Here is a 23958-nt window from a genome sequence, read left to right on the forward strand (position 1 = left end):
CCCCCTCCATACGATATGGGGAGGAGGGTGTGACTTTGCTAAAAAAACTACAATGGTCATTTGGTATATTATTGTTCTTTTTCGTATTACCTGTCATTGCTGGGCAACTTCCGTTCAACAAGCAAGCATCGACTCCGATCAAACAATCAGAAGATAAGCAAGTCGTGTTTGCTGCTACCAATTTAGCTGAACAAAGTGTACTGGAACAAACGAAAGAACCTGAACCAGATCAAGCCCTAGACCCGGACCCATTTAAAGTGTTAGTGTTATTTACCCATACGCATGAAGCATATGAACCTATGGTGAAAGCAGTGAGTGGTAAGGTAGCGACTTCTCATGAAACGGTCAATATTATGAGCCTGAAGGATAAGATTGTGAATCATTTTAATGTAAATGGTTTAAAGACGGATGTTCTTGATGTAGATATTATGAAGAAATTACAAGAAGAAGGTAAAGGCTATCATGAATCTTATAATGTGATGAGGCCATATTTAAGTAAGCATTTAGAAACAAATAATTATGATTTAATAGTTGATTTACATCGTGACTCATTAAAACATGATCTTACAACGATCTCATATAATGGGGAAAATTATGCGAAAATCGCTATTGTTGTTGGGGCAGAACATGCTAATTACCGCTGGAATACAGCCTATGCTGAAAGTTTATCATCCACACTAAATGCCATCGTTCCAAAAATTTCTAAAGGGGTTATTTCTAAAAGTGGTGATGGGGTTGATGGGCGATACAATCAGGATTTAGCAAAGCAAATGATGATTATTGAGATTGGTGGAATTGGTAATACTGAGGAAGAGGTTAATCGTACGATTGCTGTAATTGGTAAGGCAATATCAAAAGCGTTTGTCAATGATTCAACAAAATAGACTAATCATATTAAAAAGTGGGACTCTTGTGGGCTCACTTTTTTTTATATTGAATGATAATAAAATTTCCAGAAATAATTCTCATTAATTGTCTTTCCATTGCTCCATTCTTGTCTTATAATTTTCAAGTTGGCTCGCGAATTTCATGATAAAACGTTAAATGAAGGCATATGCAAATAAAGCAAACTTACTTTTGGAGTATATACCATTTTTGGGAATGCCTCTATAGCAAATATACATATGAATTTTTAGAAGACTAAAAATGATAACGTTTCATTTTTCTCTCAAACTTTTATCGTATTTCAATCGTCAAATACATAAGTGAATAAGCAAAAATAATAGAGAGGGGATGGTTATCAATCCAAAAGGTTCTATTACGTGACAACAGGTTTTATCTTGATGCAGAAGGGAATACCTTCAAAAAGCGATACTCCTTGTAGCATTTGGATGTAACTAACATCATTTAACCAAAGCCGTGTGCGGTTATTACAGATTGTGACAGCGCTTTTAGATTGACTTCTACTTTGTACAGCTAGAAAAAACCAACACATTATACCGAAACGAAATTGAGAGATTATTGAAGGAAGGAATAGTATGTCAGGCAAGTCATTAAATCATCGTTATATTCCTGGACTAGACGGGATTCGAGCATTGGCTGTATTAGCAGTTATTGCTTATCATTTTAACTTCAGTTGGGCTAGAGGTGGCTTTTTAGGAGTAGATATCTTCTTTGTATTATCGGGCTATTTAATCACCTCTACCATCTTACCTTTAAAGGGCAATCAATTAACAGTCAGCCTAAAGAAATTTTGGGTGGGACGATTTAGAAGGCTACTACCAGCTGCCTACGTTATGATTGTTACATCATTTGTTTGGGCAATGCTCTTTCATAAAGAGCTTCTCCATACTTTGCGCGGGGATGCATTGTCCTCCATTTTTTATTCAAGTAATTGGTGGTTCATTTTTCATAAACTCTCTTATTTTGATAGTTTCGGTTCTCCATCACCTTTAAAAAACCTATGGTCATTAGCTATTGAAGAACAATTTTACTTGATTTGGCCATTGCTCTTAATGATTGGACTTTTTGTTGTTAAAAAACAAAATAAACTAGCAAATATCATCTTTTGTGGTGCCCTTTGTTCAGCATTCGTAATGGCGTTACTCTATCAGCCAGGCGCTGATCCTAGTCGTGTTTATTATGGAACGGACACACGTTGTTTTGAATTATTAATAGGCTGTTGGCTAGCACTTGTTTGGCCAATGAAACGACTATCTTCTCAAAAATTATCAGCGAACCATGTGAAGAAACTAAATATTATGAGTTTCATTGCACTTACTATTTTTTTAGTAAGCATAGTGTATGTGGATGAATATCAATCCTTTCTTTATAGAGGAGGCATGTTTTTATTTTGCTTGAATGCTGCCGTTTTGATTGCATGTATTTCTCATCCGGTCAGCATACTAGGAAAAATATTAGCATGGAAGCCATTATGTTGGATAGGCTCTCGTTCCTACGGCATTTATCTATGGCATTATCCTGTCATGGTTTTAGGGACACCCATTCATGAAATTGGTAATCCTTCCTATTGGCGAATATTCCTGCAGCTTTTACTAATCCTGATGATTGCAGAGCTATCCTATCGCTTCATTGAGATGCCCATCCGGAAAGAAGGGTTCCGAGTTTATTGTCAAAAATATCTGATTTGTAATAAAAACAAGTGGGGAAGCCTTACTTTTCCACGAAAAATATCAACGGTTATGGTTCCTCTTTTTCTGCTTGTATTTTTCACAGGCATGACAGGTGTAGTGGGTGAAAGTCAGCAAAACTCATCTAAAACGCTGCCAACAACGATAAAAATTAATGGCGAAGAGCCTACAGCCAATCTGAACAAGCAGGACAAACAAGCTGAAGCCTCTACCGACAAGCCTTCTCAAAGTAAGGATGAGGGAGTAGAGGATGTTCAAAAGATAGAAACACCTAAGCAAGAAGAAAATAACACCATTATAGAGCCTGAAAAGGATGAGTTTTATCGTGGCATACTAGCCATTGGTGACTCCCTAATGATTGATATTGCACCGAGCTTACATAATATGTATCCGACTATTACAATCGATGGAAAAATAGGCCGTCAAGTTTCGCAAGCTGTAAAACTTGCACCAAATTATGCAAGTTTTAATCAACCTAATCATGCAGTCATTCTTCAATTGGGGACAAATGGTTATTTTACGACTGACCAAATGGATGCACTCCTTGAAGCTTTTTCAAATGCCGATATTTATTTAGTGAATACACGTGTGCCGCGATCTTGGGAAGCAAAGGTGAATGAAGCTTTACTGCAAAAAGCACAGGAACATGAGCGAATAACACTAATTGACTGGCATGTAGCAGCAATCAATCACCCTGAATACTTTGCCCCTGACGGTGTACATTTAGAGAAAAAAGGGATAGAAGTTTTAACAAAGCTCATTCAACAATCCTTAAATAAATAAAATAAAAAAGGTCAGTATACACAGTTTTATCTGCGTAGCTGACTTTTTCTATATCTTAGAAAGGGAGCTATTTGCTCTACCTATATTTATTCTATTAGTTGTTCCTGTATGGTAAGCTTGATATTTGATCTGTTCCATTATGTGGAAGATGGTGCGATGTCCATTCTTTCTTTTACTAATCATAGTTTAGGTTTATAAAAATGGGATTGTGTTTACGCTTTTTAGCAATATGGATGATGATATCTTTTGGAGATAGCGTGCTTTTCTTGGTTGATCAGGCGAAGATTCATCCATCGAATCTCTCCTCATGTCGAGTAGACGCATTTTCATTTCCACTGCTACACATCGAGTACTACTATAGCTGATTTGTCTGCATTTATATACTTAATACTGTAAAATTTAAAAACGACATGAAACACTGAAAGTATTGATATTATAGGCTTTCAAGTCTAGTTGCTGTTGTACTTTGCGTTATGTTCATAGTATAATTCATTATAGTTTAATTAGGAGTGGAAAAGATGAACCGAGAAGCACGTTTAAAACGACAAGAGAATATACGAAATTTCTCTATTATTGCACATATTGACCATGGGAAATCAACGCTTGCTGACCGTATTTTAGAGCAAACAAAATCTTTAACTTCCCGTGAGATGAAGGCACAGCTCCTCGACTCAATGGATTTAGAGCGTGAGCGAGGCATTACAATTAAGTTAAATGCAGTTCAATTAAAGTACGAAGCAAAAGACGGCGAAGTGTATACATTTCATTTAATCGACACACCAGGACACGTCGATTTCACATATGAAGTATCACGTAGTTTAGCTGCTTGTGAGGGTGCCATATTAGTTGTGGACGCAGCACAAGGTATTGAAGCACAAACACTAGCAAATGTTTACTTAGCACTAGACAATGATTTAGAAATTTTACCTGTAATCAATAAAATTGATTTACCTGCAGCTGACCCTGAACGTGTACGTCAAGAAGTAGAAGATGTTATTGGATTAGATGCCTCTGAAGCAGTATTAGCTTCTGCGAAAGCAGGTATTGGTATCGAGGATATTCTAGAGCAAATCGTAGAGAAGGTACCAGCGCCAACTGGTGATCCAGATGCACCACTACAAGCTTTAATTTTTGACTCTGTTTATGATGCCTATAAAGGTGTTATCATTTCGATTCGTGTCATCAATGGTACTGTCAAGCCTGGCGATAAAATTCGTATGATGGCAACAGGTGCGGAATTCGAAGTTATTGAAGTTGGGGTACATACACCAAAAGTTGTGCCACAGGCTGAGTTAACAGTGGGTGATGTAGGTTATTTAACCGCATCTATCAAAAATGTAGGGGACACACGTGTAGGGGATACTGTAACCTATGCAAATCGTCCTGCAGCTGAGCCATTAGCTGGTTATCGCCGTTTGAACCCAATGGTCTACTGTGGTTTGTATCCAATTGATACAGCCAAATACAACGATTTACGTGAAGCGTTAGAAAAGCTAGAGTTAAATGATTCTGCTCTACAATATGAGCCAGAGACATCGCAAGCACTTGGTTTTGGTTTCCGCTGTGGATTCTTAGGATTACTACATATGGAAATTATTCAGGAGCGTATTGAGCGTGAATTTAATATCGACTTAATTACAACAGCACCTTCCGTAATTTACAATGTTCATATGACAGATGGTACTGAGCTGAAAGTCGATAATCCATCCTTTATGCCAGACCCTCAAAAAATCGATCGTGTTGAGGAACCATATGTGAAAGCAACAATCATGGTACCAAATGATTATGTGGGAGCGGTTATGGAACTTTGTCAAATGAAGCGTGGTAATTTCATGACGATGGATTATATTGATACATCGCGTGTAAGTATTATTTATGAAATGCCATTATCAGAAATTGTCTATGATTTCTTTGACTATTTAAAATCAAATACAAAGGGCTATGCATCATTCGACTATGAACTTATTGGTTACCAGCCATCGAAATTAGTGAAAATGGATATTTTATTAAATGGTGAGCAAGTCGATGCCCTAAGCTTTATCGTACACCGTGACTTTGCCTACGATCGAGGTAAAATCATCGTAGAAAAATTAAAAGAATTAATCCCACGCCAACAATTTGAAGTACCAATTCAAGCAGCAGTTGGACAAAAAATCGTGGCGCGTTCAACAATTAAAGCCATCCGTAAAAACGTATTAGCGAAATGTTATGGTGGAGATATTTCCCGTAAACGAAAACTTCTTGATAAACAAAAAGAAGGTAAAAAACGTATGAAACAAGTAGGCTCAGTCGAAGTCCCTCAAGAGGCATTCATGGCTGTGCTGAAGATGGATGATTCGAAGTAATATTGATATAACAGGGTTTATAGGGGTTTTTAATAATTGATTTTATATCAATTTGGTGGGGTTTCCCACCAATTCCTCACCATAAAAAAATAAGTTAGAAATTCTTTTCTTATATATCTTGAGCAAATGAGTCAAAGATGTTCGCAACATCTCTAGCCATTTTCTCAGTGAGATGGACATAGCGATCTTCTGTTACAGTAGCTCGACTATGTCCTAATCTTTTTTGTACTGTTTTAACAGGTGTACCATTTTCGATTAAAGTTGTAGCATGTGTGTGGCGTAAGGAATGATAGTTAAAACTAATATTTAACTTTTCGCTTATTTTTCTAGTATTATATAATTACACTTGGCGTACAATGTTCGCCATTTTTTTACATACATAATCATGTTCAGAATCCTTTTGATAAAACTTACTATATTTTAAACGATTTTCTATTTGTGCTTTTTTAATACGTTTTTAGCATTTCTGCGAGCATATTACCAAATGGAATTGTTCGATAACCAGCCTTTGATTTTGGAGGTCTAGGTTGCCATTGTGCTTTCCCATTTTCATCTTTAATACCAACTAATTGTTGTTCAACCTCCAATGTCATTTCTTCAAAATTTATGTGTTTCCATTCAAGTCCACACACTCCTCCTACACGCAACCCGCAGTAGAAATGGAGATTTAAAAGGATTAGAAATTATCATTGCACAACGTAGCGCTTAACAGTAGGGGCCGGTTACCTTAATTGGTAATGGTTTTTTTTTACAAACATAGAATCAAATTATGCAGTCTTACTTAATAAAAATACTGATGTTATCGATACAGTATATAATCAAAAAGAAAAGAAATTGAAATGGTTAAAAAGCAATTGGCAGTACAAAGGAGATATAAAGTAAAAAAAGCACTACGGGAGATCCAGTATAAAGGTAATTCATATATAACATTACAACAATCCATGGTATAGTCACTGTGGATTGTTGTAATTTAGTTAATATAACTATTGCTAATAGTGTAAAGGGGTTTAAATTATGGCTTTATTAAAAGATTATAGTGATCAACCTAATTGTGAAGTTGAAATAAATTTAGTTTTAGTTAATGAATCTAGTGTGAAATTTAATATTCTATTTCGATCAGGTCATAGTTTTCCTGAAATAAGTTCTGAAATAGTTTGTATGAGAAGAGACTTTTTTAAATTATTAGAAGATCTAAGACAAATTGATACTAAACATCTAAGTATGTTAGAGGCCCATGATCCTGGTTTATGTATTTATCATATCCCACTATTTGGTTCTTATTATTACCCTGGACATGGTTTTCTTCAAGTACCTGAACATGAAAGAGACGAATGGGAACCTTATTATAGACTAATTTTTGTGTTAGATGCTGGGGAGAGAAATAATCATAGTGCATCAGAAACTGGGCCTGCACTATGTTTAAAAGTGAAAATGGAGCAAATTAACGAATTTGTAGAGACCCTAATATCAGAGGCAAATAGCTTTTGAGTTTATAATAAAAATCAATGTAGTAGGATATTTAACAAATAGAACATAATAAAGCCTTTAATATAAAAGTTGAATAATTTTTAATCAGTTACCAAAATAAAGACCAGGCGCTCATTTGAAAGTGAGTACCTGTTCTTTTTTTGTTTATTGTTCTTTTCTAATGATTCCTAAGCGTTCTTTTATGACGAACTGAAGTAATTGAGAGAAATTTATATTTTCATTTTCAGCAGCATCATTTAACCATTTAGGAATAGTTAAAAGACAATTGGTTGGAATGGTAAATGGAAATATTTATATTTATATTTATATTTAAATTATTTTTTATGAGATATGATTAAACTGAAAGAGTTTAATTAAGAAGTATATTATTTGTGAAAATCATATAAAGAGGGGAAGTTTAATTTAAATGAGAAAAGTGTACTTGTTATTTGCGATTATCGGCACAGTATTCCCGTATTATTTTTTGGTGCAATTCTTGAACAAAAACGGATTTGATTTAGGGTTATTAGTAGATTTATTATTTGCAAACTCGATATCGACCTTCTTCGCTGTTGACTTTTTTATTTCATGCTTTGTTTTTATAATCTTTATGTTTAATGAGTCAAGAAAGTATAACATTAAAGAAAAGTGGATATGTCTATTAACTTTGTTTACAGTTGGTTTATCGCTGGCATTACCGTTATTTTTGTTTTTCAGAGAGTCATACATAAAGAAAGAAGTGTTGTTAAACTCCAATGAAAGAACGTGAAAATCTTACATTTTCTATGGTGTTGTATTGATTTTGTGTTACATGGATGGCAAACGGAGCAGGTTAGTTTAACAACCGTAAATAATTCTACAGTCCTTATTTAGATAGAGATTACATTAATTAGGGGGAGAAAATGAGTGATTTTAGAGGGATAATCTTAGAAGGCTATTCGAATGCTGGAAAAACATCAGTCTTAAAAGCGTTGAAACAACTTCACGCAAGTGATGATGCCGAACGTAGTGTCATAGTTCTCAGTGAGCATTATTCGCAAGTATTACACAAAGTAAATGGTGAATTAAAGTCGTTAAGTCGAGAGGAACACTTACAAGTCTTAAGAGAAAGAGTCACGATGTTGAAAATGTTAAATAATTGGTCAAGAGAAATTGGACAAACTCAACGTTCAAAAGGCTTATTCTTTATTTTGGAAAGGTTTCATTTAAATCATCGAGTAGCATTTTCTCATTCAATATCAGATGAAATTAAGGAATTAGAAGCCCAGTTACTTGGAATGGGAGCAAGATGTACTTTGTTAACTGTATCACCAGAGAATTTAGAGGAAAGAATAAGTAGTAGAAATCCCAATGAATGGGAAGGGAAAACCATGCAAGAAAAGAAATTAGCGTGTGAATTATTATTAGACCAACAACAAGAGTATAGGAGTCAAGCTGAAAATTCAATCATACCTACAATTGAAATAAATACTGATAATAAAGATTGGGATTCCTACGCAAGACAGATTTACTTATTCAACTAACGGAATGCTTTAATTAAATACACCATAAAAGACCACTCCAAAATGGGTGGTCTTAAATTTTCCCCCATCAAACCTAGAGCAAGGCTGGGGAGCGGTCTAATATGAAGTCTAATCATGCATTTCATATAAAAGAAACCTCATATAAAAAACGTTCAGTAACTTTTAATAATTGATTAAATATAAGTGATAGTATTCCAAAAAATATAAATAGACCTAATTTGGAGAATTGGCTTTTATAATAAATGGAAATAGTTATCCAAATAAACTTTATTTGAGGTATTATTAAAAGAGTTCGAACAAAATTGAACTAGAGGGAGGAGTATGTAATATGAAAATACAAAGCGTTATTATAACAATTGTCGCACTTTTATTTGTAATTATTGCAGGGTGTAGTTCAGAGACAGAAGAAGAGTCTATGGGCGAAGTTGAAAAGGAAATTCATACGCAAGAACTAGTAGAGTCTATGTTCAGTGAGGACAGCCTGGAGGCAGCGAAAGAAAGAATAGAGGAACGGGGCGGCTCAGTTTATATGATTCCACCACCTGAGCATACTGCTATCGGAGAAAATCAATCAACTGTAGTAGAACTTAAAGAGTCGGACATTTTAGACGGAGAAGATTCTAGTTTTGAAAATTATGACAACGTAGGAGAAATACGTCTTGATACGTTAGAGCTGGACTCTACTTTTGAGGAGCAAGATACATATATAAATGTCATGCTTACAGAATTAGGAATGGAGAAAGCTTATTATGCAATGCGTAAAACTTTATTGTGGACAGCCGGTAATCCTCCAGATGGACTCGAAAAACATAGTGATGGCACTCTATCTTTTTATCTAAGTAAATACTCTGAGCTTATAAATTGTCACTTTCAGAGCGCTAACCCTGACGTGAAAGAAAAAATTATCAGAAACATGCAGAACGCTTATAAAAACAATACACTTATAATTGTCTATGGAGAATTTGAGGAGTTTCTAGACGAAGAAGGATACTCTGGCTATCGTCTTATCATACATCGAATAGGCTTTAAAGAGGTCATAAATTAATAAAAGAATTTGATAAAAATCTTGAATTATTCATGGAAATGATGTTTAGAAACCTGCCAATTAAGACCACTCTGTTGTGGGGGCTTCAATGTTTTCTTCCACCTTCATGTCACCGTGTTGAGAGAAGAAACATGACCTATAGAAAAATATAATGAGCATTTCTGCGAGCTTATTGAAAATTGTGTTGGAAAAGGTAATCGGTAATATGATAAATGCATATAAAAAAGAGGAACTTCGGAATAAAATTTGGTGCTTCCTTTGATTCCAAAAAAACCATTATTTAACTCTTCAAAATGGTATAATACATACACAACATAGTAATTAGTCATAATAATGCCCAGTTACTTGTTTTTAATTGAATACTTGGGCATTTTTTGTTTTGGCTACTATCCTCTGCTTTTTTTTCAGATAGTTTACAGTGAATCTTTTCAAAGGTCTCGAATCTCCTACTTTTAATTAAGTTATTTTTCCTTACTTTTTTCTTTTTCAATCTTTCTAAATAATAAATAAACTATTGAAATTATCATATAAAGTATGACAAAATTTAGAAGCACGCTATTTTCACTTTTACTGGCTATATATACGTATAACCCTATTACCACCGCTAATATGAATGATTTGTATATTGAAATCATATTACTTCCACCTTTCTCAATATTAGAAATAATTTTATAGTACTTTCATATAATTTTATATTAATATCCCTTTGTAATTGCAATCTCTTTAATTTTCGGAAAAATCAAATTATTTGCAAAGTGCAATTTAAAGATTTTACGAAACGATCCGTAGCTACTTGCTTTGAAATATGGAATTCAAATTCCTAACAATACATTCATCTAGATTATTTCTATTACTACGTAGGAGTTTATGAAATGACTATTAAATGGAACAGAGAAGAAATACTTTCGATACTCTATATGAAGCTGACACCTGGGCAGATTCAATTGCAAATGAAATATATGGAAGAATTTATAACGGATATGATACACCAGATTACAAAATAGCCTATTCGCTTGCTTTTAGATTAGCTTCTATAAAAGAGTGTAGAGTTTATACAGAAAATAGTATTGAAGGTAGATATAAAGTTTGGGTCATTTTTGAAATTGAATAGTAAAGATGAGGTGCTCATTTAAAATTGAGTAGTTAATTTTTAGTAATTTAAGGTTCTTCCTTTTCATTTATTTAAATGTAGTGGTGTAGAAACTAACGAAGCAACAGTATGTCCTGAGCTTCTCTCACTCTCTCTTTCATTTCCTGGAGCTTTAAGGTATATAGGCACCCACAACTTCAAACGTTAGTTTGTCATCAACAATAATATATTTTATATCTATTTCTTTATCAGATTGGAACAACAGAATGTGTACTATTTGGATAACTGTTTCTACCTGAGCTTGCAGCGTATTGCAGTTAATTATGGTCACAGTTAAGTAGAGTTATTATTTTGGAATTGTTGGTTTAAATAGTTCACATTTGTTTCATGAATAAATTGGGTGATTGTTTAAATGAAACCAAGCATAGAATTAGCTTGATGGTCATGTTGAAGAATTTTATAATATCGTTATAGAACAGTATTTGGTAGTTGAGTTTAGATTAGTAAGTCAAGAAAGGTGAGAGGTCGTTGGGACAAATTAAAATTTATGGTGTTAAGAGAAGGTTAAATCCCATTAAGGAAACATTATCGAATATTATCCATTCTTGTATGGTGGACGCACTTGAATATCCATTAGATAAGAAATTTCATCGCTTTTTTCCTATGGACAAAGAGGATTTTTATTTTGCAAGTGAAAGAACTGAATCATATACAATAATAGAAATTAGTATGTTTGAAGGTAGAACGATTCAAGCTAAAAAACAATTAGTAAAGCTACTATTTGAACGCATAAATAACAAATTAAATATTTCACCTCAAGATGTTGAAATTACAATTTTTGAAACGCCTAAACATAATTGGGGAATAAGAGGGTTACCTGGGGATGAATTAGCACTTAATTACAAAGTAAATATTTGATATAAAGCCGCTATTTTTTTAGAGTTAATTCGACTATGTGAAATGTGCTCTGTCTTTTTAATTATCTGACCACTAAAAATCGGTAAATGAAGAATCTATAAGGACTAAAATAATCTACATAACTTTATTTAATGAATGATTCTAAATAATGCTTGAAGCAATGGGTTTGTCGCTATTCATAATTTATTTACTATTTTTAGGGAGGAGAAAATTGTATGAGTTATATCATAGACATTTCACATCATCAAGGAGATATTGATTGGTCTGAAGCGGTTAAAGATGTTGATTTGGCTATCATCCGCACACAATATGGTACAAGCACAATTGACCGTAAATACGTTCAAAATATAGAAGCATGTATTAAGTACAAGGTACCTTTTGGTGTTTATATTTATGTTACCTTTAAAAATGGTACTGAGGCATTGGAACAAGCAAAAGACTTCTATAACAGAGCAAAAAACTATAATCCGCTATTTTATGTTGTAGATATCGAAGAAAGCTTTGGTGCTAGTGTCCAAAAAATCGTACAAGGCACACAGGTGTTTATTGATTATTTAAAAAGTAAGGCTGTAAAAGTCGGGCTATATACAGGCCATCATTTTTACAAACCTTATCTGATGGATACCGTTAAAAATTATGATTTCCTATGGATTCCTCGCTATAGTGGCTCTAGCTCACCTGGACTAAAGCCAAACTTTGCTTGTGACTTATGGCAGTACACAGACAAAGGGATTGTAGCAGGTATTAAAGGAACTGTAGATTTAAACCAATTAAATGGATCTAAGTCTTTATCCTGGTTCACAGATACTGATAAGAAGAAGGAAATATCATTGTCTCAGTATGAAGAATTACAGAAAGAAAACAAACAACTAAAACAGGAACTTACTGAAATGAAAGAGTTATTAGTTGGGATAAAATCAAATGCTATGGTATCACCAGCACATAAAGAAGATTGGGAGTGGGCCATTGAAGAGGGAGTTATACGAGGCGATGGCAAGTGTATGAATCCTACAGATACACTCACAAGACAACAAATGGCAACGATGCTCAAACGGTTCTATGATAAATTTATTAAATAATAGCATTGTCTCGCCCATAAGTACCTGAGAACTAGCAACAAAATATTTAGCCTAATATTGAGTGTATTCGTCATAAAAGGAATCACTATTTATAGTGATTCCTTTTATAGTGCGACCAACCTGTTTGAAATTTAGTGAAACAATAGGAAAAACTTAGCTAATAAAAAAATGGGGACTCCTACAATTATTACGCCTGCAAAGAAATAACAAAACAACATAAAAACATCGAAAACCGCACCCGCTAAATCATCAATGAATTTTAACATTTCATTCCCCTCCAAACATAATAAGTATTAGCATTTATAATCTCTTTATTGCTTACCAATCATCATACTGATCCAAAGTCTTTTTTAGAGTCTTATCCCACATATCGAGAGTCCCGTAAATTTTTATTAGGATATTTTCATCAGATGGTAACACTTGAAAGCTAAGTGGAAATCATACTGAGTATTCATTGTAATTTGTCATACCCTAAACCACGAACCTTATGTGTAATTCCTAATAACACCCTGTAAATCATTTGGGAAAGTGTTTTATATTGTATGCATAAAGCATGTTATTGACTAAAGATTTGTTTTTTACATAGAGGTTCTTGTGTAATCTGATAGAGCATTTTTTACTTCTATATTCGAAAAGGTAGTGTTCGTTTCCATATCATATGGTGACTATTTGCTCCCCAATAGTTTTCAAGGACAAAATCAGGCTGTCCAAATTTCTTCTGCCAGATCATTTGCGCTTGTTTATATCCACTATCTAAACAAAGACTAGGAACCCTTCGATTTTCTAACGTTAGGAGCATTTTCTGTAGTAGCATGGTGCCGATCCCACGATTTTGATAGTTAGGATGAACAAAAACGGTACCGATTTCTAGACAATTGAATAGTTCCTCTTTGATTGTTTGTTGAATGATTTCGTTGGCTGCACCGCATTCGATAGTGCCTATTATGTCATTGGTTTCTTCATTTAAAGCTAACCAGAAAAATCTTTTTTTGCCCTGGCTTTCTAAGTCCATTGCTACATACTGTTTTTTCGTTTCCCATTCATCCTGTTGATCGTCCACTAGCTCGGCAATTCCTTCTTTTTTATAAGTATCCCGAATGACAAGATCAAAGAATTCGTGTAACGCCTGGATGTCCGACTGTTCTGGACGTCTAATAAGTAATTGCATGATTGCTTGCTCCTTATAATGGATGTCGTTGGTGGTTTAGTAGGGATCGAACTCGTTGCACATCCACATCTAGTAAGTCATTTATATCTTGCTGTACTGCGGTCAATCGATCAAGTGCCAGCTGTAACCAATGATCGGAGGCATCATATTTTTCAGCGTGCCATAGCAACTCTCCATAACAAATGGCAGCACGAATAAATGTGATATGGTCATTCAGCAGATTTGCCAAATGGGTGGCTTGTTTGAGACATGCTTCCCCTTGTTTTACCTTGCCATAATCTAAATAGCGAAGTGCTTTCAAAAATTCCGTGTTGGCTTGCTGTATTATCTGTTCATTCGTATGTTGCATGACAGATCGCTCCCATCCGTTATTTTTGTTCACGTTATGCATACTACCAGTCTATTTTAATGATTATAACATGTTCCCCTTATTTGGTTAATGATGGGGTATGTTAAAATGCAAGAAAGACACTTGGTCATCAAAAGGAGAGAATTCCATTGAAAGATTTAGAAAAGAAACTCGATGCAATATTACAGCAAATGCGTGATTGTATTGATGAGCTTCAGGAGCGGGAGTCAGCCTATCCCATGGTTTTTTATCATCAATCAGAAGAGGATATTAGCCAATTTGTGGATGGTGGGTGGTCATTGCCAGCAGAGTATGTTTATTTTTTGAGACATTATGTTGTTGAAAGGGTTACATGGGCTACAGGTGATTATATTAATCTAAATATCTATGGCGCAAGAGATTTAATACGTGGGCAGGAGGGCTATAATTATAATCCAGTGACAGATGAGATGATTGAGGATTGGCCACATGATTATTTAGTCATTGCCACAGATGAAGGCGATCCCTATTGTCTGGATCTATCAAGAGGTGATACGGCTGTTTTTACCGCTCCCCATGGGACAGGCAATTGGCATTTTTCAATGGCTTATGACAATTTAATTTTGTTCCTTGAAAGTGTACTGATTCCACCTAGTTTAGAAGAAATGTTGCCTGAAGAAAGTTCTGTAGCGTACTATGAACTAACTATTACTGGGGAAGGAAAAGATAAACTAAAGACATTATTGTTGCTAAAAAAATTATTATCTTATGATTATTCACAAGCGAGAAAGGCTTTAGAACAGCCCCCGCTAGTAATTTATAGGGGAGTTGAAGCAGGTGCCTTAAAGTTAGAAGCTGAGTTACAGGCTATCCGTGCAGATTTTCAAAAAAGGAAAATTAGCTTAGCTGAATTTATTGGATGAGGGAAGTTAACAAGAATGATGGATATCCCTCCTCTAAAGCAGGGAAGGAAGTGTAAGGATGAAAATTAACAAAGCATTAGCACAACATTATCAATGGGGAGCACAGTGTGATGGCTGGCATCTTGTACAAAATAGGGAGCTTAGTGTGATACATGAGCGGATGCCTGCTCAAACAGCTGAGGTAAATCATTATCACCATCATGCACAGCAGTTTTTCTTTGTTCTTTCAGGCACAGCTACAATAGAACTGAATGACCAAAGAATTGAGTTAAAGCAACATGAGGGAATTGAAGTACCTCCAAATTTACCACATCAAATGCGAAACGATTCACAAGAAGATGTAGAATTCCTCGTAATATCGCAGCCAAATAGCAGGGGAGATCGAGAGCTTCTCTAACTATACGAAAGTAAACTTCATTCTTTTGCATGAAGCCATTCTAATCAGCTACTTGTATAGTAGGGAGTGTAAAGGGGTGCTTAAAGATGAAGATTACGAAGGTAAAATTATATGTTCATGATATGCAAAAAATGGAGCAATTTTATGTTGATTTGTTAGGTTTTACTTTGTTAGAAAGAACAGCTGACTATTTTACAATAGCCGTGGGAGAAAGCAGGATGACATTTGAAAAGATGCCTTCTAAAATGCCAAAGCAGTATCATTTTGCATTAAATATTCCTAGTAACTTATTTCAACAGGCAAAGATTTGGGCAGAAGAGCATGTAGGCTTGCTGGATTCAGAGGGGCAGGATGAAGTCTATTTTGAGTTTTTAAAAGCATATGCATGCTATTTCTACGATCCAGAAGGCAATATAGTAGAGCTTATTGCAAGACAGGAAATAAATCCGAAACATGCTGAAGTTAATTTTTCTGTAGAGCAAGTGTTACATATTGGAGAAATCAATTTAACGTCAGATGACATTCAAACAATTGCTGAAAAATTAAAGAAGTATGCTATAAACCCTATAGCAAACAAGGAAATTCAACTGGATGGCCTTAATTTTCTAGGAAACTATGAAGACGGAGCCAATATCCTATTAGGACCGAGTGGACGTCTGTGGTATTTTTCTGATAAGAAAGCAGTTATCAGCCCGATTAGTATTGAAATAGACGAAGCTTTACAATTAAATATGGATGAAGAAGGGCAATTAAAGCTTCTGCAACTCTAACATCATAAACTTATTGTTGATTAAATATATGTTATTTTGTATATTTATTCAAAATAAGGAGGGTGTTATATGTATATAATCAAAGAAACAAATCCGACGATAGACTCGTATAAAGCATTGCACCAAACAACTGGCTGGAATGCAAAAGGGCAGTATACGTATGAACAATTATACAAGGCTATTTGTAATAGCTGGTTCAGTACATCTATATATGATGAAGGCAATCTAATTGGCTATGGACGTATTATCTCTGATAGTATCTATCAAACATTTATCTGTGATGTGATGGTGCATCCTGATTATCAACGAAAAGGAGTTGGCACAATGGTGATGGATGCTCTTTTAGAGCAATGTCAGAAAGAAAATATAAAATGGGTTCAATTATTTTGTGCCAAAGGTAAACAACCTTTCTATCAGAAGCTTGGATTTAAGGAACGTATGATGTTGTTCTATACAGAATGAATAAAGGAGCTAGAATCGTTGAAAGCAAAATGCCTAAAAATTTATGAATTTGGAAATCCGCAAGAGGTTGTAAGGCTAGAGAATAAAACAATCGAGCCTCCTCAAGGTCAAGAAATTCTTGTTCGCATGCTAGCCAGACCGATTAATCCCTCAGATTTAATACCAATATGGGGGAAATATGCTCATAGAATCACTTTACCAACTATCCCTGGCTATGAGGGAGTAGGAATAATAGAAGCTGTTGGACCGCTTGTTTCACCAAAGATTATTGGTCAGCGCGTATTACCGTTACGGGGAGAGGGAACTTGGCAGGAAGTAGTGAAAACGCAAGCAGATTTTGCAGTGACTATTCCTGACACGATGAATGATTTTACAGCAGCACAAATGTATATTAATCCAATTACAGCCTTCGTAACATGCTCAGAGGTACTTAATTTACAATCAAACGATGTCTTATTAGTAAATGCTTGTGGCTCTGCCATTGGACATCTCTATGCTCAACTTGCGAAATTGCTAGGCTATCAACTTATTGCTGTGACACGAAGTAATCAGCATACTGAAGAATTACTGCAACTTGGTGCAGCTTTTGTCATTGATACCTCTAATATGCCACTTTACGAAACCGTTATGGCATTAACAAATGGTAGGGGAGCAGATGCAGCAATTGATTCGATTGGTGGAGAGGCTGGCAATCAGCTTGCCTTCTGCGTAAAGCCCGAGGGTATTTTTTTAGCTATTGGTCTTTTATCGGGTATTCAGGTAAATTGGACAAACATTGTGAAGGAAGCAAAGGTACAAGCGAGGATGTTTCATTTACGCCATTGGCAACGTCAGACGTCAATTGAAAAATGGCAACAAACGATGCAACAACTTATACACCTTGTACAGGATGGCTCCTTAAAAATGATGAATGTACATGCTCGTTTTCCATTATTGGATATCCATAAGGCAATCGATGCTGTTGAGGGAACTAAAAAAGGAAAAGTATTTTTAACGAATGTTGATTAAATAACATACTACCGTCGTAGTTGAGCTACTACGTGTAGTATGTTTTTTTATAGGGACATGAGTGTTTTTAGCTCTGGAGAATATAGTTCATACATTGTCCTGCTCCAAAAAGTGAGCAAGTCGCTCAAAAGAAGTGAGCCTCCGCCCAGATTAAAGAATTCACTAGCAATAGTAGTAACATATCTTTAAAACTAACTAAATTAGTAATTTGAGGTAATAAAGAGGTATGATAAGGTTAGGTGTTTTTAAATAAAGGAGTACAGATGATGGAGAAGATCAACCAACTAAAACAGTCAATACAACGATTGAGTGAAGCTGATGCGAAGTCGATGCTTCTTTTAACTTTAATAAATGAACAGTCAAGAGATAGCATGTTACAGTTTTTATTACAGCAAGCTGAGGAGCGGGATGCTTCAACGGTACAAACAGTGCATATTGTATTCGGTCATTCACCTGGGGGGAGCTTGAAAGCAGCCTTTCGTAATCCTGACTATGCTAAGTCCGAGGAGATTATTGTTGTGCCAGGTAATTTTTCTGTTGGTCCTTTAAAAGATGTACATACAAGGGACGGAATTGAAGCTCGTTTTCAATGGTTGGAACAGCGCTATCTAATAGAAGATGATGGATTGATCATATGTGAGCGGGAGATGAAGGAAGCAATAGAGAAAATTAAAAATATCCCCCCTCATCAGGATATACTGATTTGGACTTGTCAAAATGCTCATGAGCAAATAGGGCTTCGACTCGTTTTGGCGATGCTCGAACAGAAAACAAATGATATCTATGTATTAGATACTTTTCAGTTATTTCATGAGTTATATACTTTACCACAGTTAGCAGAGGATCATTATCCAAGATCGACTGGAGAGGTCAGCACAGAGGATTTACTTTACTTTTATGAACATTTCCAAAGATGGCCATTAAAAGAAGCATTGAGGCACTCCCTATGCAAAGAAGGGCTAAATCTGTTAATGGATGATTACGATTGCATACATACATGGAAATATCATGAACTTTGGGGAAATAATAATGAGGATAGAGAGGATGACTTGATCATTACCTGTGCTAAACGTTTACAGGAAGAACAAGAGGAAATTCATTACGAAGTTGCAGCTAGGTTAATTGGAGAGGTACTGGGGCATATGGAAGAATTGAGAGAGGCTGAATGGATCGACTATCGTCTGCGTCAATTAATTCAGCAAGGCATTTTTTCTTATGAAGGTGAGTTAAAGGGAATATTACACTATAAAGTAAAGTTAGCAGATGCAACGAACTATAATCCTTCATGATTTTTATGATATAATTTTTTTGATATAGACGGTTAGAAGGAGTGAGATCATTGTTAAAAACAGAAGTATTTGAACAATTAAAAACGGCAATGAGAGAAAAAGATACGTTAGCGAAGGGTGTATTATCTCTTTTAAAGTCAGCATTAGATTCAGCTGAAAAAGAAAAGGGAGAGGCTTTAACAGCTGACGAAGAAATAGCTATTATTAATCGAGAGGTCAAACAAACAAATCAGGCTTTAGAAGGTGCACAAACGGCTGGGCGAGCAGACCTGATTGAAAAAGAGGAAGCCAAATTGACACTTTTGAGATCCTTTTTACCAAAGCAATTATCAGAAGAAGAAATTGCAGAGAAATTAGTGGCAGCGGGTGTTGGAAAAGGAATGAACATGGGAGAAGCCATGAAAATTGCAAAACCATTGCTGACAGGTCAGGCTGAAGGTGCCGTTATTTCAAAAGTTGTGAAAAATATTATTGCCTAAACTTTTACCATTTTGGTAGGAGAGTTTTTATGGAAAGAAGAATCCGCTATGCCGAAAATGTGCATAGCGGATTTGTTATTTTTATAACTGGAATTTTTGAATGATATTGCGGAGCTGTTGAGCCATTTCAGCTAAGTTATTAGAGGAAGCTGTTATTTCTTCGATACTTGCAGATTGCTCCTCAGAGGCAGCAGCTACGTTTTGAATATTGCCTGAAGCTTGAACAGCTACGACCCCCACTTGTTCAACAGAACTAGCAATACTGCTAACACCTTCATTGATATTGGACATCACGTTATTGACATGGTCCATTTCTCTCGTCAGTGAAGTGACTTGGGTATAAATTTCAGCAAATGCCTCTCCGGATGCATTGAATGTTGTTGAGCTTTCGGCAAGATTACTGCTACTGATAGCCATTGATTTGACGGCTTGTGCAGATTCTTCTTTAATCGTTTCAATGCGTGTACGAATACTGTTAGTTGCCTCTAAAGATTGATCGGCTAATTTACGGACTTCCTCCGCTACAACTGCAAAGCCTTTACCGTGTTCGCCTGCACGCGCTGCCTCAATCGAAGCATTTAATGCAAGTAAATTCGTTTGATCTGTAATTTGGGTAATCAATGTCACAATATCCCCAATTTCATTTGTGTATGTGCTTAAACGTTCTACTACAGCTGCTGACTCTTGAATAGCCTGAGATGTTACGGCCATTTTTTCAGTAGCATCTTGGATTGTTGTGTTGCCTTTTTCTGATATAGCAGATGCTTGGAATGCCTTATCTGTTACATCGGTTACACTTGTCACTACCTCTGACATTTTGTTAGAGATGGTTGTAATATGACTATCCACTTCTTCAATCGAAGAAGTTTGCTTTTCTGAACCCGCTGCAACCTCTTGCATAGAAGAGGTTATTTGCTGAATGGATGCACTTGTCTGTTCAGAGCTTGCTGTTAATTCCTCCGACATTGCGGCCACTTGTTCAGCATTTTGAGCGATTTGTTTAATTAACGAACGCAAATCTTCCGTCATGTTTTCAATGCCTGATGAAAGCTGGGCAATTTCATTGGAACCTTTTATGTGAAGAGGTTCAACAGCCAAATCTCCCTGTGCAACTTGACCAACATAACGTGTCATTTTTTTTATTGGCTTTGTAATGCCTACACTAATAAAGTAAGCAACGATTATACCAAAAATTACAAATACTATCGTTAAAATAATACAAATCCAAAGTGTTTCCGTTTGAAGCTTAGAAATGAAGGAAGCATCCATATCTAAACCGAAAATAATATCTGTATCTTTAAATGGGATAAAAATGGATTTATGGATACCATATTCATCCTTATAAATATCACTTGTTTGTGTGTTACCACTAGCTACGGCTTCATGCATTTCTTCACTAAATACATAATCTTGCTGATGATTGTCGGTATTACTTAGAGCGACGATATGTTCCTTACCATTTGCTTTAGAAAGGATATAGGCGTTTTCAACATCATATTTTTTAACCGTTGCATTCAATTGATCTAAAAGCTTTTTGTATTTGTCAGGGCTACCATTATCCGCTGCCTTTACATCATTTTTCTCAATATCTTCAAAAATCGTTGTCGATGTAATCTCTAAAGTAGATTCAAATTGTTTAATAACAAAGTTGTCAATAATGCGGTAAGAAACGGCAAATAACACAATACTAAAGAGCAAGGAAATAATCGCTATTGGAATGGTGAAACTGGCTATATATTTATAGAGTAAAGAGCTCTTAAATTTAGTGACGATACGCAATGTGAGACGCCTCCAGTACTTTAAGCTTTTGCTGTAAGAATTGAATCATATCAGGAATATGCGCTGTCTCAGTATAAGGTGAAATTGAGAAGAATTTTGCCGCTGCAACTGGAACATGTTGTGTTGTATCACTTGTATGAACGGTGCAAACTCGTGTTGTGTCACCAAAGAATACTTCGTCTCGACCTTCTCCAATAATTTCAAAGAATGAAGCGTTGATGCCATTAATATGTTCAATTTGGTCTTGTGTATAGTGACCAGCTTGTTCAGCTTGCCAATTCATGCCGTCTGGATATAAACGAAACGCTGTGACTGGCCCAATATTGGATTCATTAACCACCTGTAGCATTGGCGTTTTCGCAGCTAATTGAGCACGGAATGCTAAATTCACACGTACATAATTAGCTAATAGTTGTTGATAGCCTTCCTTACCAAATGCCTGCAATGCAGCAAAAATTGCAATGGAGCTACCCATACGAGAGCATTCTAATGTATAGCCAGTATGATAAGAGCCATAACCACGATTGCCTACATATGGCGTATCAAAGTCCTCAATATCTAGTAGCTGTAAACTTTTACCTTCCTTAATTAAGGATAGACTAGTTAAATAAGGTGTTTGGCCAAGCTTTTGGAAATCAAAGCATAGGCTATCCGCAATGGCTAGATGTTGCATACGTTCATGGATTTGTGCTAATCCCTGTAAAACCTCTGACTCAAATTGGAGTGGGTTTTTATTAAAATCATAATCATTGAAGAAGGCATAAAAACCACCTAAAGCCGAATCAGCATGAATATGTACTGGTTGTAAGTTGTATTTCTTCTCAAGGGTTGTTGTGACTTCTTTGATGGCTTGGACATCATCAATACCAAATTGATCAGTAGCACCTGTTGTCGCTACTACATAAACAGGAATACCGCCATTTTCGATGACGTCTGTCATACGTGCACGTAAGTCTTCTACATCCATCGAATGATCTTTACCTGCTTTTACACGCACTAAATGTTTACTGCCGATACCCACGGCTTCTACTGATTTTAAAAGACTGTAATGGGCATTCTCTGAAGCAAAGCAATATAAATTAGTAGGAACACCATCTTCTTTTGCTTGAGGGAATTGTTTTGCAATGGCAAGACGAAGTCCACTAAAAACAGCACCTTGTCCACCCCATGTAGTATAGCCAAAACTTTTCGTATAATCATAGCCTACTAATTTAGACATCATTGCTACTACTTTAACCTCACACTCAGCAGCAGCAGGACCATAAACATCCCATAAATTATTGCCATTCAATAGCGCATTTGTAAACTGTCCTAACACTCCAGGAATACTTGCCATCGGTAAAACATTTGTTACAAAGTTACGTGTATGATAAGGGTGTCCTTGCATTAAATGTGTCAATTCTTTTACAACTTGATCTAGTCCAATCCCAGTTGTTGGCACTTGATGCTCTTGCATAAGCTCTTGATAAAAATTAGCAGATCGCTCTTTCATTGGACCAAGAGTTGTCTTATTTGGGTTCTTTAATTCATCTAATGAGGAAACAATTTTCTCTAATAGGGACAAAAAATTCCCTCTTTGTTGGATATTTCCATCTTCGCTCTGGAATAATTGTTGGATATTTTGCATATTCATCATCCTTTTGTAGTTCATATTTCCTCTATTTTTACTTTAATAAAAATAGGACATTATACTAAAGGTATAATAGCATATTTTAGCAGAGATGGTGATTATATTTTACTGAAAAAATATTTATAGACATTTCTGAAAAATCTAAGTTTTATTGACAAATTCTAACTATGTTACTGTAGCTTGATTTTTAAAGAAATATCTTAAAATGAAAAAGAATGATGATATTATTATAAGAAAAACTTTAAGAGCTATTACTTTTTATCTATTTGACTAGTTAAAAGAAAAAATCTGCACAAAGAAAGTGCAGATTTTAAGAATTTCGTTATAGTTTGTTTATTTTGTGGTTTCAAAATTATAGACATGCTGTGCTTGTTTTTGAATCATTACTTGGGGTGTTAATTTTAATAACTTATTTCTCAGGCTAATTAAAAAACGATTATTCATCTGAGCCATTTTGCCAATATTCCATGATTGCTTAGAGTAGTTGGCAAATGCTTGAGTGATATTTTTAAGATATTCATAGTAAACTCGATGAAAGCTATGGAAGACAAAGAAAAAGAAAAAGATATTTTAAAAACAGCAATCAAGATGGATAAGATTTTAGACAATATGGAATATATAAATGTTCCTGTTAAATACAAAGACATTCACAAAGACATACAAGTAGGGGTTACAGATGCAAGAAAAGCAACAAAGCTTATTAAAGACGCTAGTAAAGAGGATAAACCGAATATGCAAGAAGCTGTACTAAAAAGTACTCCACATTTATCGGGTGTAGATGGGGAAAATTGGGATAATGCACTTTATGAGTTAAGTAAGGAAAATAAAGATGCTTATCTTAAAGCACTTGATAAAATAATGAAAGAACATGCGGAATAATATAG

Annotated in this window: 23 protein-coding genes and 3 pseudogenes; 18 read left to right on the top strand and 8 right to left on the bottom strand. The window is 35.3% G+C overall.

All coding sequences use genetic code 11. The features are described 5' to 3' along the window. Positions 1–29 precede the first annotated feature (29 nt). The 3 genes from spoIIP to lepA all read left to right on the top strand — a co-directional run bounded on the left by spoIIP (position 30) and on the right by lepA (position 5719). Positions 30–884, top strand: a complete 855-nt coding sequence (gene spoIIP, locus ACHZEU_RS21500; RefSeq protein WP_225340378.1) for a stage II sporulation protein P — start codon at positions 30–32, stop codon at positions 882–884. Positions 885–1478: 594 nt separating this feature from the next. Continuing rightward, a complete protein-coding gene (locus ACHZEU_RS21505; protein WP_066036466.1) occupies positions 1479–3374 on the top strand; it encodes an acyltransferase family protein in 1896 nt (631 codons plus the stop codon). Positions 3375–3892: 518 nt separating this feature from the next. Beyond that, positions 3893–5719 (top strand): translation elongation factor 4, encoded by a 1827-nt coding sequence (gene lepA, locus ACHZEU_RS21510; RefSeq protein ID WP_004226914.1) that lies wholly within the window; start codon positions 3893–3895, stop codon positions 5717–5719. 109 nt (positions 5720–5828) lie between these two features. Here lepA and ACHZEU_RS21515 read toward each other — a convergent pair whose 3' ends face one another. Next, positions 5829–6041, bottom strand: coding sequence for a tyrosine-type recombinase/integrase (locus ACHZEU_RS21515; RefSeq protein WP_404804607.1), 213 nt, complete (start codon positions 6039–6041; stop codon positions 5829–5831). A gap of 124 nt (positions 6042–6165) precedes the next feature. Then, entirely contained in the window at positions 6166–6312 is a 147-nt protein-coding gene (locus ACHZEU_RS21520; RefSeq protein ID WP_279495613.1) for a hypothetical protein, read from the bottom strand. Between the two features lie 421 nt (positions 6313–6733). On the opposite strand from ACHZEU_RS21520, the gene ACHZEU_RS21525 reads away from it, so the two are divergent. Beyond that, positions 6734–7207, top strand: a complete 474-nt coding sequence (locus ACHZEU_RS21525) for a hypothetical protein (protein WP_259948156.1) — start codon at positions 6734–6736, stop codon at positions 7205–7207. A 144-nt stretch (positions 7208–7351) separates the two neighbouring features. Here the strand turns inward: ACHZEU_RS21525 and ACHZEU_RS21530 are convergent. Beyond that, positions 7352–7465 (bottom strand): annotated as a pseudogene (locus ACHZEU_RS21530) (type II toxin-antitoxin system HicB family antitoxin); the annotation flags it as partial. Positions 7466–7613: 148 nt separating this feature from the next. Between ACHZEU_RS21530 and ACHZEU_RS21535 the strand changes: the two are divergent. The 6 genes and pseudogenes from ACHZEU_RS21535 (at position 7614) to ACHZEU_RS21560 (ending at position 12841) form a co-directional block, all read left to right on the top strand. Continuing rightward, positions 7614–7955, top strand: coding sequence for a DUF2834 domain-containing protein (locus ACHZEU_RS21535; protein ID WP_081011009.1), 342 nt, complete (start codon positions 7614–7616; stop codon positions 7953–7955). Between the two features lie 133 nt (positions 7956–8088). Then, positions 8089–8709, top strand: coding sequence for an AAA family ATPase (locus tag ACHZEU_RS21540; RefSeq protein WP_036076269.1), 621 nt, complete (start codon positions 8089–8091; stop codon positions 8707–8709). A gap of 328 nt (positions 8710–9037) precedes the next feature. Then, positions 9038–9754 (top strand): hypothetical protein, encoded by a 717-nt coding sequence (locus tag ACHZEU_RS21545; protein ID WP_279495612.1) that lies wholly within the window; start codon positions 9038–9040, stop codon positions 9752–9754. An 872-nt stretch (positions 9755–10626) separates the two neighbouring features. After that, positions 10627–10865 (top strand): annotated as a pseudogene (locus ACHZEU_RS21550) (hypothetical protein). A 507-nt stretch (positions 10866–11372) separates the two neighbouring features. Then, entirely contained in the window at positions 11373–11762 is a 390-nt protein-coding gene (locus ACHZEU_RS21555; RefSeq protein WP_066036462.1) for a tautomerase family protein, read from the top strand. A 215-nt stretch (positions 11763–11977) separates the two neighbouring features. After that, on the top strand, positions 11978–12841 hold the full coding sequence (locus tag ACHZEU_RS21560) for a GH25 family lysozyme (protein WP_066036461.1): 864 nt from the start codon (positions 11978–11980) through the stop codon (positions 12839–12841). Positions 12842–12972: 131 nt separating this feature from the next. Here the strand turns inward: ACHZEU_RS21560 and ACHZEU_RS21565 are convergent, their stop codons facing one another. From ACHZEU_RS21565 to ACHZEU_RS21575, 3 genes are all read right to left on the bottom strand, one after another. Continuing rightward, the gene (locus ACHZEU_RS21565; RefSeq protein ID WP_004226973.1) at positions 12973–13107 is read right to left on the bottom strand and encodes a hypothetical protein; all 135 of its coding nucleotides are present in this window, start codon (positions 13105–13107) and stop codon (positions 12973–12975) included. A gap of 356 nt (positions 13108–13463) precedes the next feature. Further along, a complete protein-coding gene (locus ACHZEU_RS21570) occupies positions 13464–14009 on the bottom strand; it encodes a GNAT family N-acetyltransferase (protein WP_404803749.1) in 546 nt (181 codons plus the stop codon). Positions 14010–14022: 13 nt separating this feature from the next. Further along, a complete protein-coding gene (locus ACHZEU_RS21575) occupies positions 14023–14400 on the bottom strand; it encodes a hypothetical protein (RefSeq protein ID WP_279495611.1) in 378 nt (125 codons plus the stop codon). A gap of 107 nt (positions 14401–14507) precedes the next feature. Here ACHZEU_RS21575 and ACHZEU_RS21580 point away from each other — a divergent pair, with 107 nt between their 5' ends. From ACHZEU_RS21580 to ACHZEU_RS21610, 7 genes are all read left to right on the top strand, one after another. Continuing rightward, complete coding sequence (locus ACHZEU_RS21580) at positions 14508–15260, top strand: SMI1/KNR4 family protein (RefSeq protein ID WP_066036458.1); 753 nt, start codon at positions 14508–14510, stop codon at positions 15258–15260. Positions 15261–15318: 58 nt separating this feature from the next. Beyond that, positions 15319–15657 carry a cupin domain-containing protein gene (locus ACHZEU_RS21585; RefSeq protein ID WP_054550083.1) on the top strand — a complete coding sequence of 113 codons (339 nt, stop codon included), beginning with the start codon at positions 15319–15321 and terminating at the stop codon, positions 15655–15657. 86 nt (positions 15658–15743) lie between these two features. Continuing rightward, on the top strand, positions 15744–16427 hold the full coding sequence (locus tag ACHZEU_RS21590; RefSeq protein WP_036076277.1) for a VOC family protein: 684 nt from the start codon (positions 15744–15746) through the stop codon (positions 16425–16427). Positions 16428–16496: 69 nt separating this feature from the next. Beyond that, the gene (locus ACHZEU_RS21595) at positions 16497–16889 is read left to right on the top strand and encodes a GNAT family N-acetyltransferase (RefSeq protein WP_279495610.1); all 393 of its coding nucleotides are present in this window, start codon (positions 16497–16499) and stop codon (positions 16887–16889) included. Positions 16890–16907: 18 nt separating this feature from the next. Continuing rightward, positions 16908–17897: a zinc-dependent alcohol dehydrogenase family protein gene (locus ACHZEU_RS21600; protein WP_259948141.1), complete on the top strand. Its 990-nt coding sequence runs from the start codon at positions 16908–16910 to the stop codon at positions 17895–17897. Between the two features lie 266 nt (positions 17898–18163). After that, positions 18164–19186, top strand: a complete 1023-nt coding sequence (locus ACHZEU_RS21605) for a DUF1835 domain-containing protein (protein WP_259948140.1) — start codon at positions 18164–18166, stop codon at positions 19184–19186. A 50-nt stretch (positions 19187–19236) separates the two neighbouring features. After that, positions 19237–19665 (top strand): GatB/YqeY domain-containing protein, encoded by a 429-nt coding sequence (locus tag ACHZEU_RS21610; protein WP_048392170.1) that lies wholly within the window; start codon positions 19237–19239, stop codon positions 19663–19665. 81 nt (positions 19666–19746) lie between these two features. On the opposite strand, the gene ACHZEU_RS21615 is transcribed toward ACHZEU_RS21610, so the two are convergent. Together ACHZEU_RS21615 and ACHZEU_RS21620 are read right to left on the bottom strand one after the other, a co-directional pair. Beyond that, positions 19747–21444 (bottom strand): methyl-accepting chemotaxis protein, encoded by a 1698-nt coding sequence (locus ACHZEU_RS21615; RefSeq protein ID WP_279495609.1) that lies wholly within the window; start codon positions 21442–21444, stop codon positions 19747–19749. After that, positions 21428–23071 (bottom strand): pyridoxal-dependent decarboxylase, encoded by a 1644-nt coding sequence (locus tag ACHZEU_RS21620; protein ID WP_279495608.1) that lies wholly within the window; start codon positions 23069–23071, stop codon positions 21428–21430. The genes ACHZEU_RS21615 and ACHZEU_RS21620 overlap by 17 nt, the downstream gene beginning before the upstream one ends. A gap of 546 nt (positions 23072–23617) precedes the next feature. On the opposite strand from ACHZEU_RS21620, the pseudogene ACHZEU_RS21625 reads away from it, so the two are divergent. Continuing rightward, positions 23618–23953 (top strand): annotated as a pseudogene (locus ACHZEU_RS21625) (hypothetical protein); the annotation flags it as partial. Between the last annotated feature and the right edge of the window lie 5 nt (positions 23954–23958).

Source organism: Lysinibacillus sp. S1 (assembly GCF_044986265.1).
Classification (GTDB): domain Bacteria; phylum Bacillota; class Bacilli; order Bacillales_A; family Planococcaceae; genus Lysinibacillus; species Lysinibacillus capsici.

Coding starts and splice junctions, on each gene's coding strand:
- ACHZEU_RS21620 (WP_279495608.1), bottom strand. CDS start 23,071: ATGCAAAATATCCAACAATTATTCCAGAGCGAAGATGGAAATATCCAA.
- lepA (WP_004226914.1), top strand. CDS start 3,893: ATGAACCGAGAAGCACGTTTAAAACGACAAGAGAATATACGAAATTTC.
- ACHZEU_RS21545 (WP_279495612.1), top strand. CDS start 9,038: ATGAAAATACAAAGCGTTATTATAACAATTGTCGCACTTTTATTTGTA.
- ACHZEU_RS21540 (WP_036076269.1), top strand. CDS start 8,089: ATGAGTGATTTTAGAGGGATAATCTTAGAAGGCTATTCGAATGCTGGA.
- ACHZEU_RS21570 (WP_404803749.1), bottom strand. CDS start 14,009: ATGCAATTACTTATTAGACGTCCAGAACAGTCGGACATCCAGGCGTTA.
- ACHZEU_RS21595 (WP_279495610.1), top strand. CDS start 16,497: ATGTATATAATCAAAGAAACAAATCCGACGATAGACTCGTATAAAGCA.
- ACHZEU_RS21535 (WP_081011009.1), top strand. CDS start 7,614: ATGAGAAAAGTGTACTTGTTATTTGCGATTATCGGCACAGTATTCCCG.
- ACHZEU_RS21585 (WP_054550083.1), top strand. CDS start 15,319: ATGAAAATTAACAAAGCATTAGCACAACATTATCAATGGGGAGCACAG.
- ACHZEU_RS21520 (WP_279495613.1), bottom strand. CDS start 6,312: ATGACATTGGAGGTTGAACAACAATTAGTTGGTATTAAAGATGAAAAT.
- ACHZEU_RS21560 (WP_066036461.1), top strand. CDS start 11,978: ATGAGTTATATCATAGACATTTCACATCATCAAGGAGATATTGATTGG.
- ACHZEU_RS21605 (WP_259948140.1), top strand. CDS start 18,164: ATGGAGAAGATCAACCAACTAAAACAGTCAATACAACGATTGAGTGAA.
- ACHZEU_RS21505 (WP_066036466.1), top strand. CDS start 1,479: ATGTCAGGCAAGTCATTAAATCATCGTTATATTCCTGGACTAGACGGG.
- ACHZEU_RS21525 (WP_259948156.1), top strand. CDS start 6,734: ATGGCTTTATTAAAAGATTATAGTGATCAACCTAATTGTGAAGTTGAA.
- ACHZEU_RS21590 (WP_036076277.1), top strand. CDS start 15,744: ATGAAGATTACGAAGGTAAAATTATATGTTCATGATATGCAAAAAATG.
- ACHZEU_RS21575 (WP_279495611.1), bottom strand. CDS start 14,400: ATGCATAACGTGAACAAAAATAACGGATGGGAGCGATCTGTCATGCAA.
- ACHZEU_RS21565 (WP_004226973.1), bottom strand. CDS start 13,107: ATGTTAAAATTCATTGATGATTTAGCGGGTGCGGTTTTCGATGTTTTT.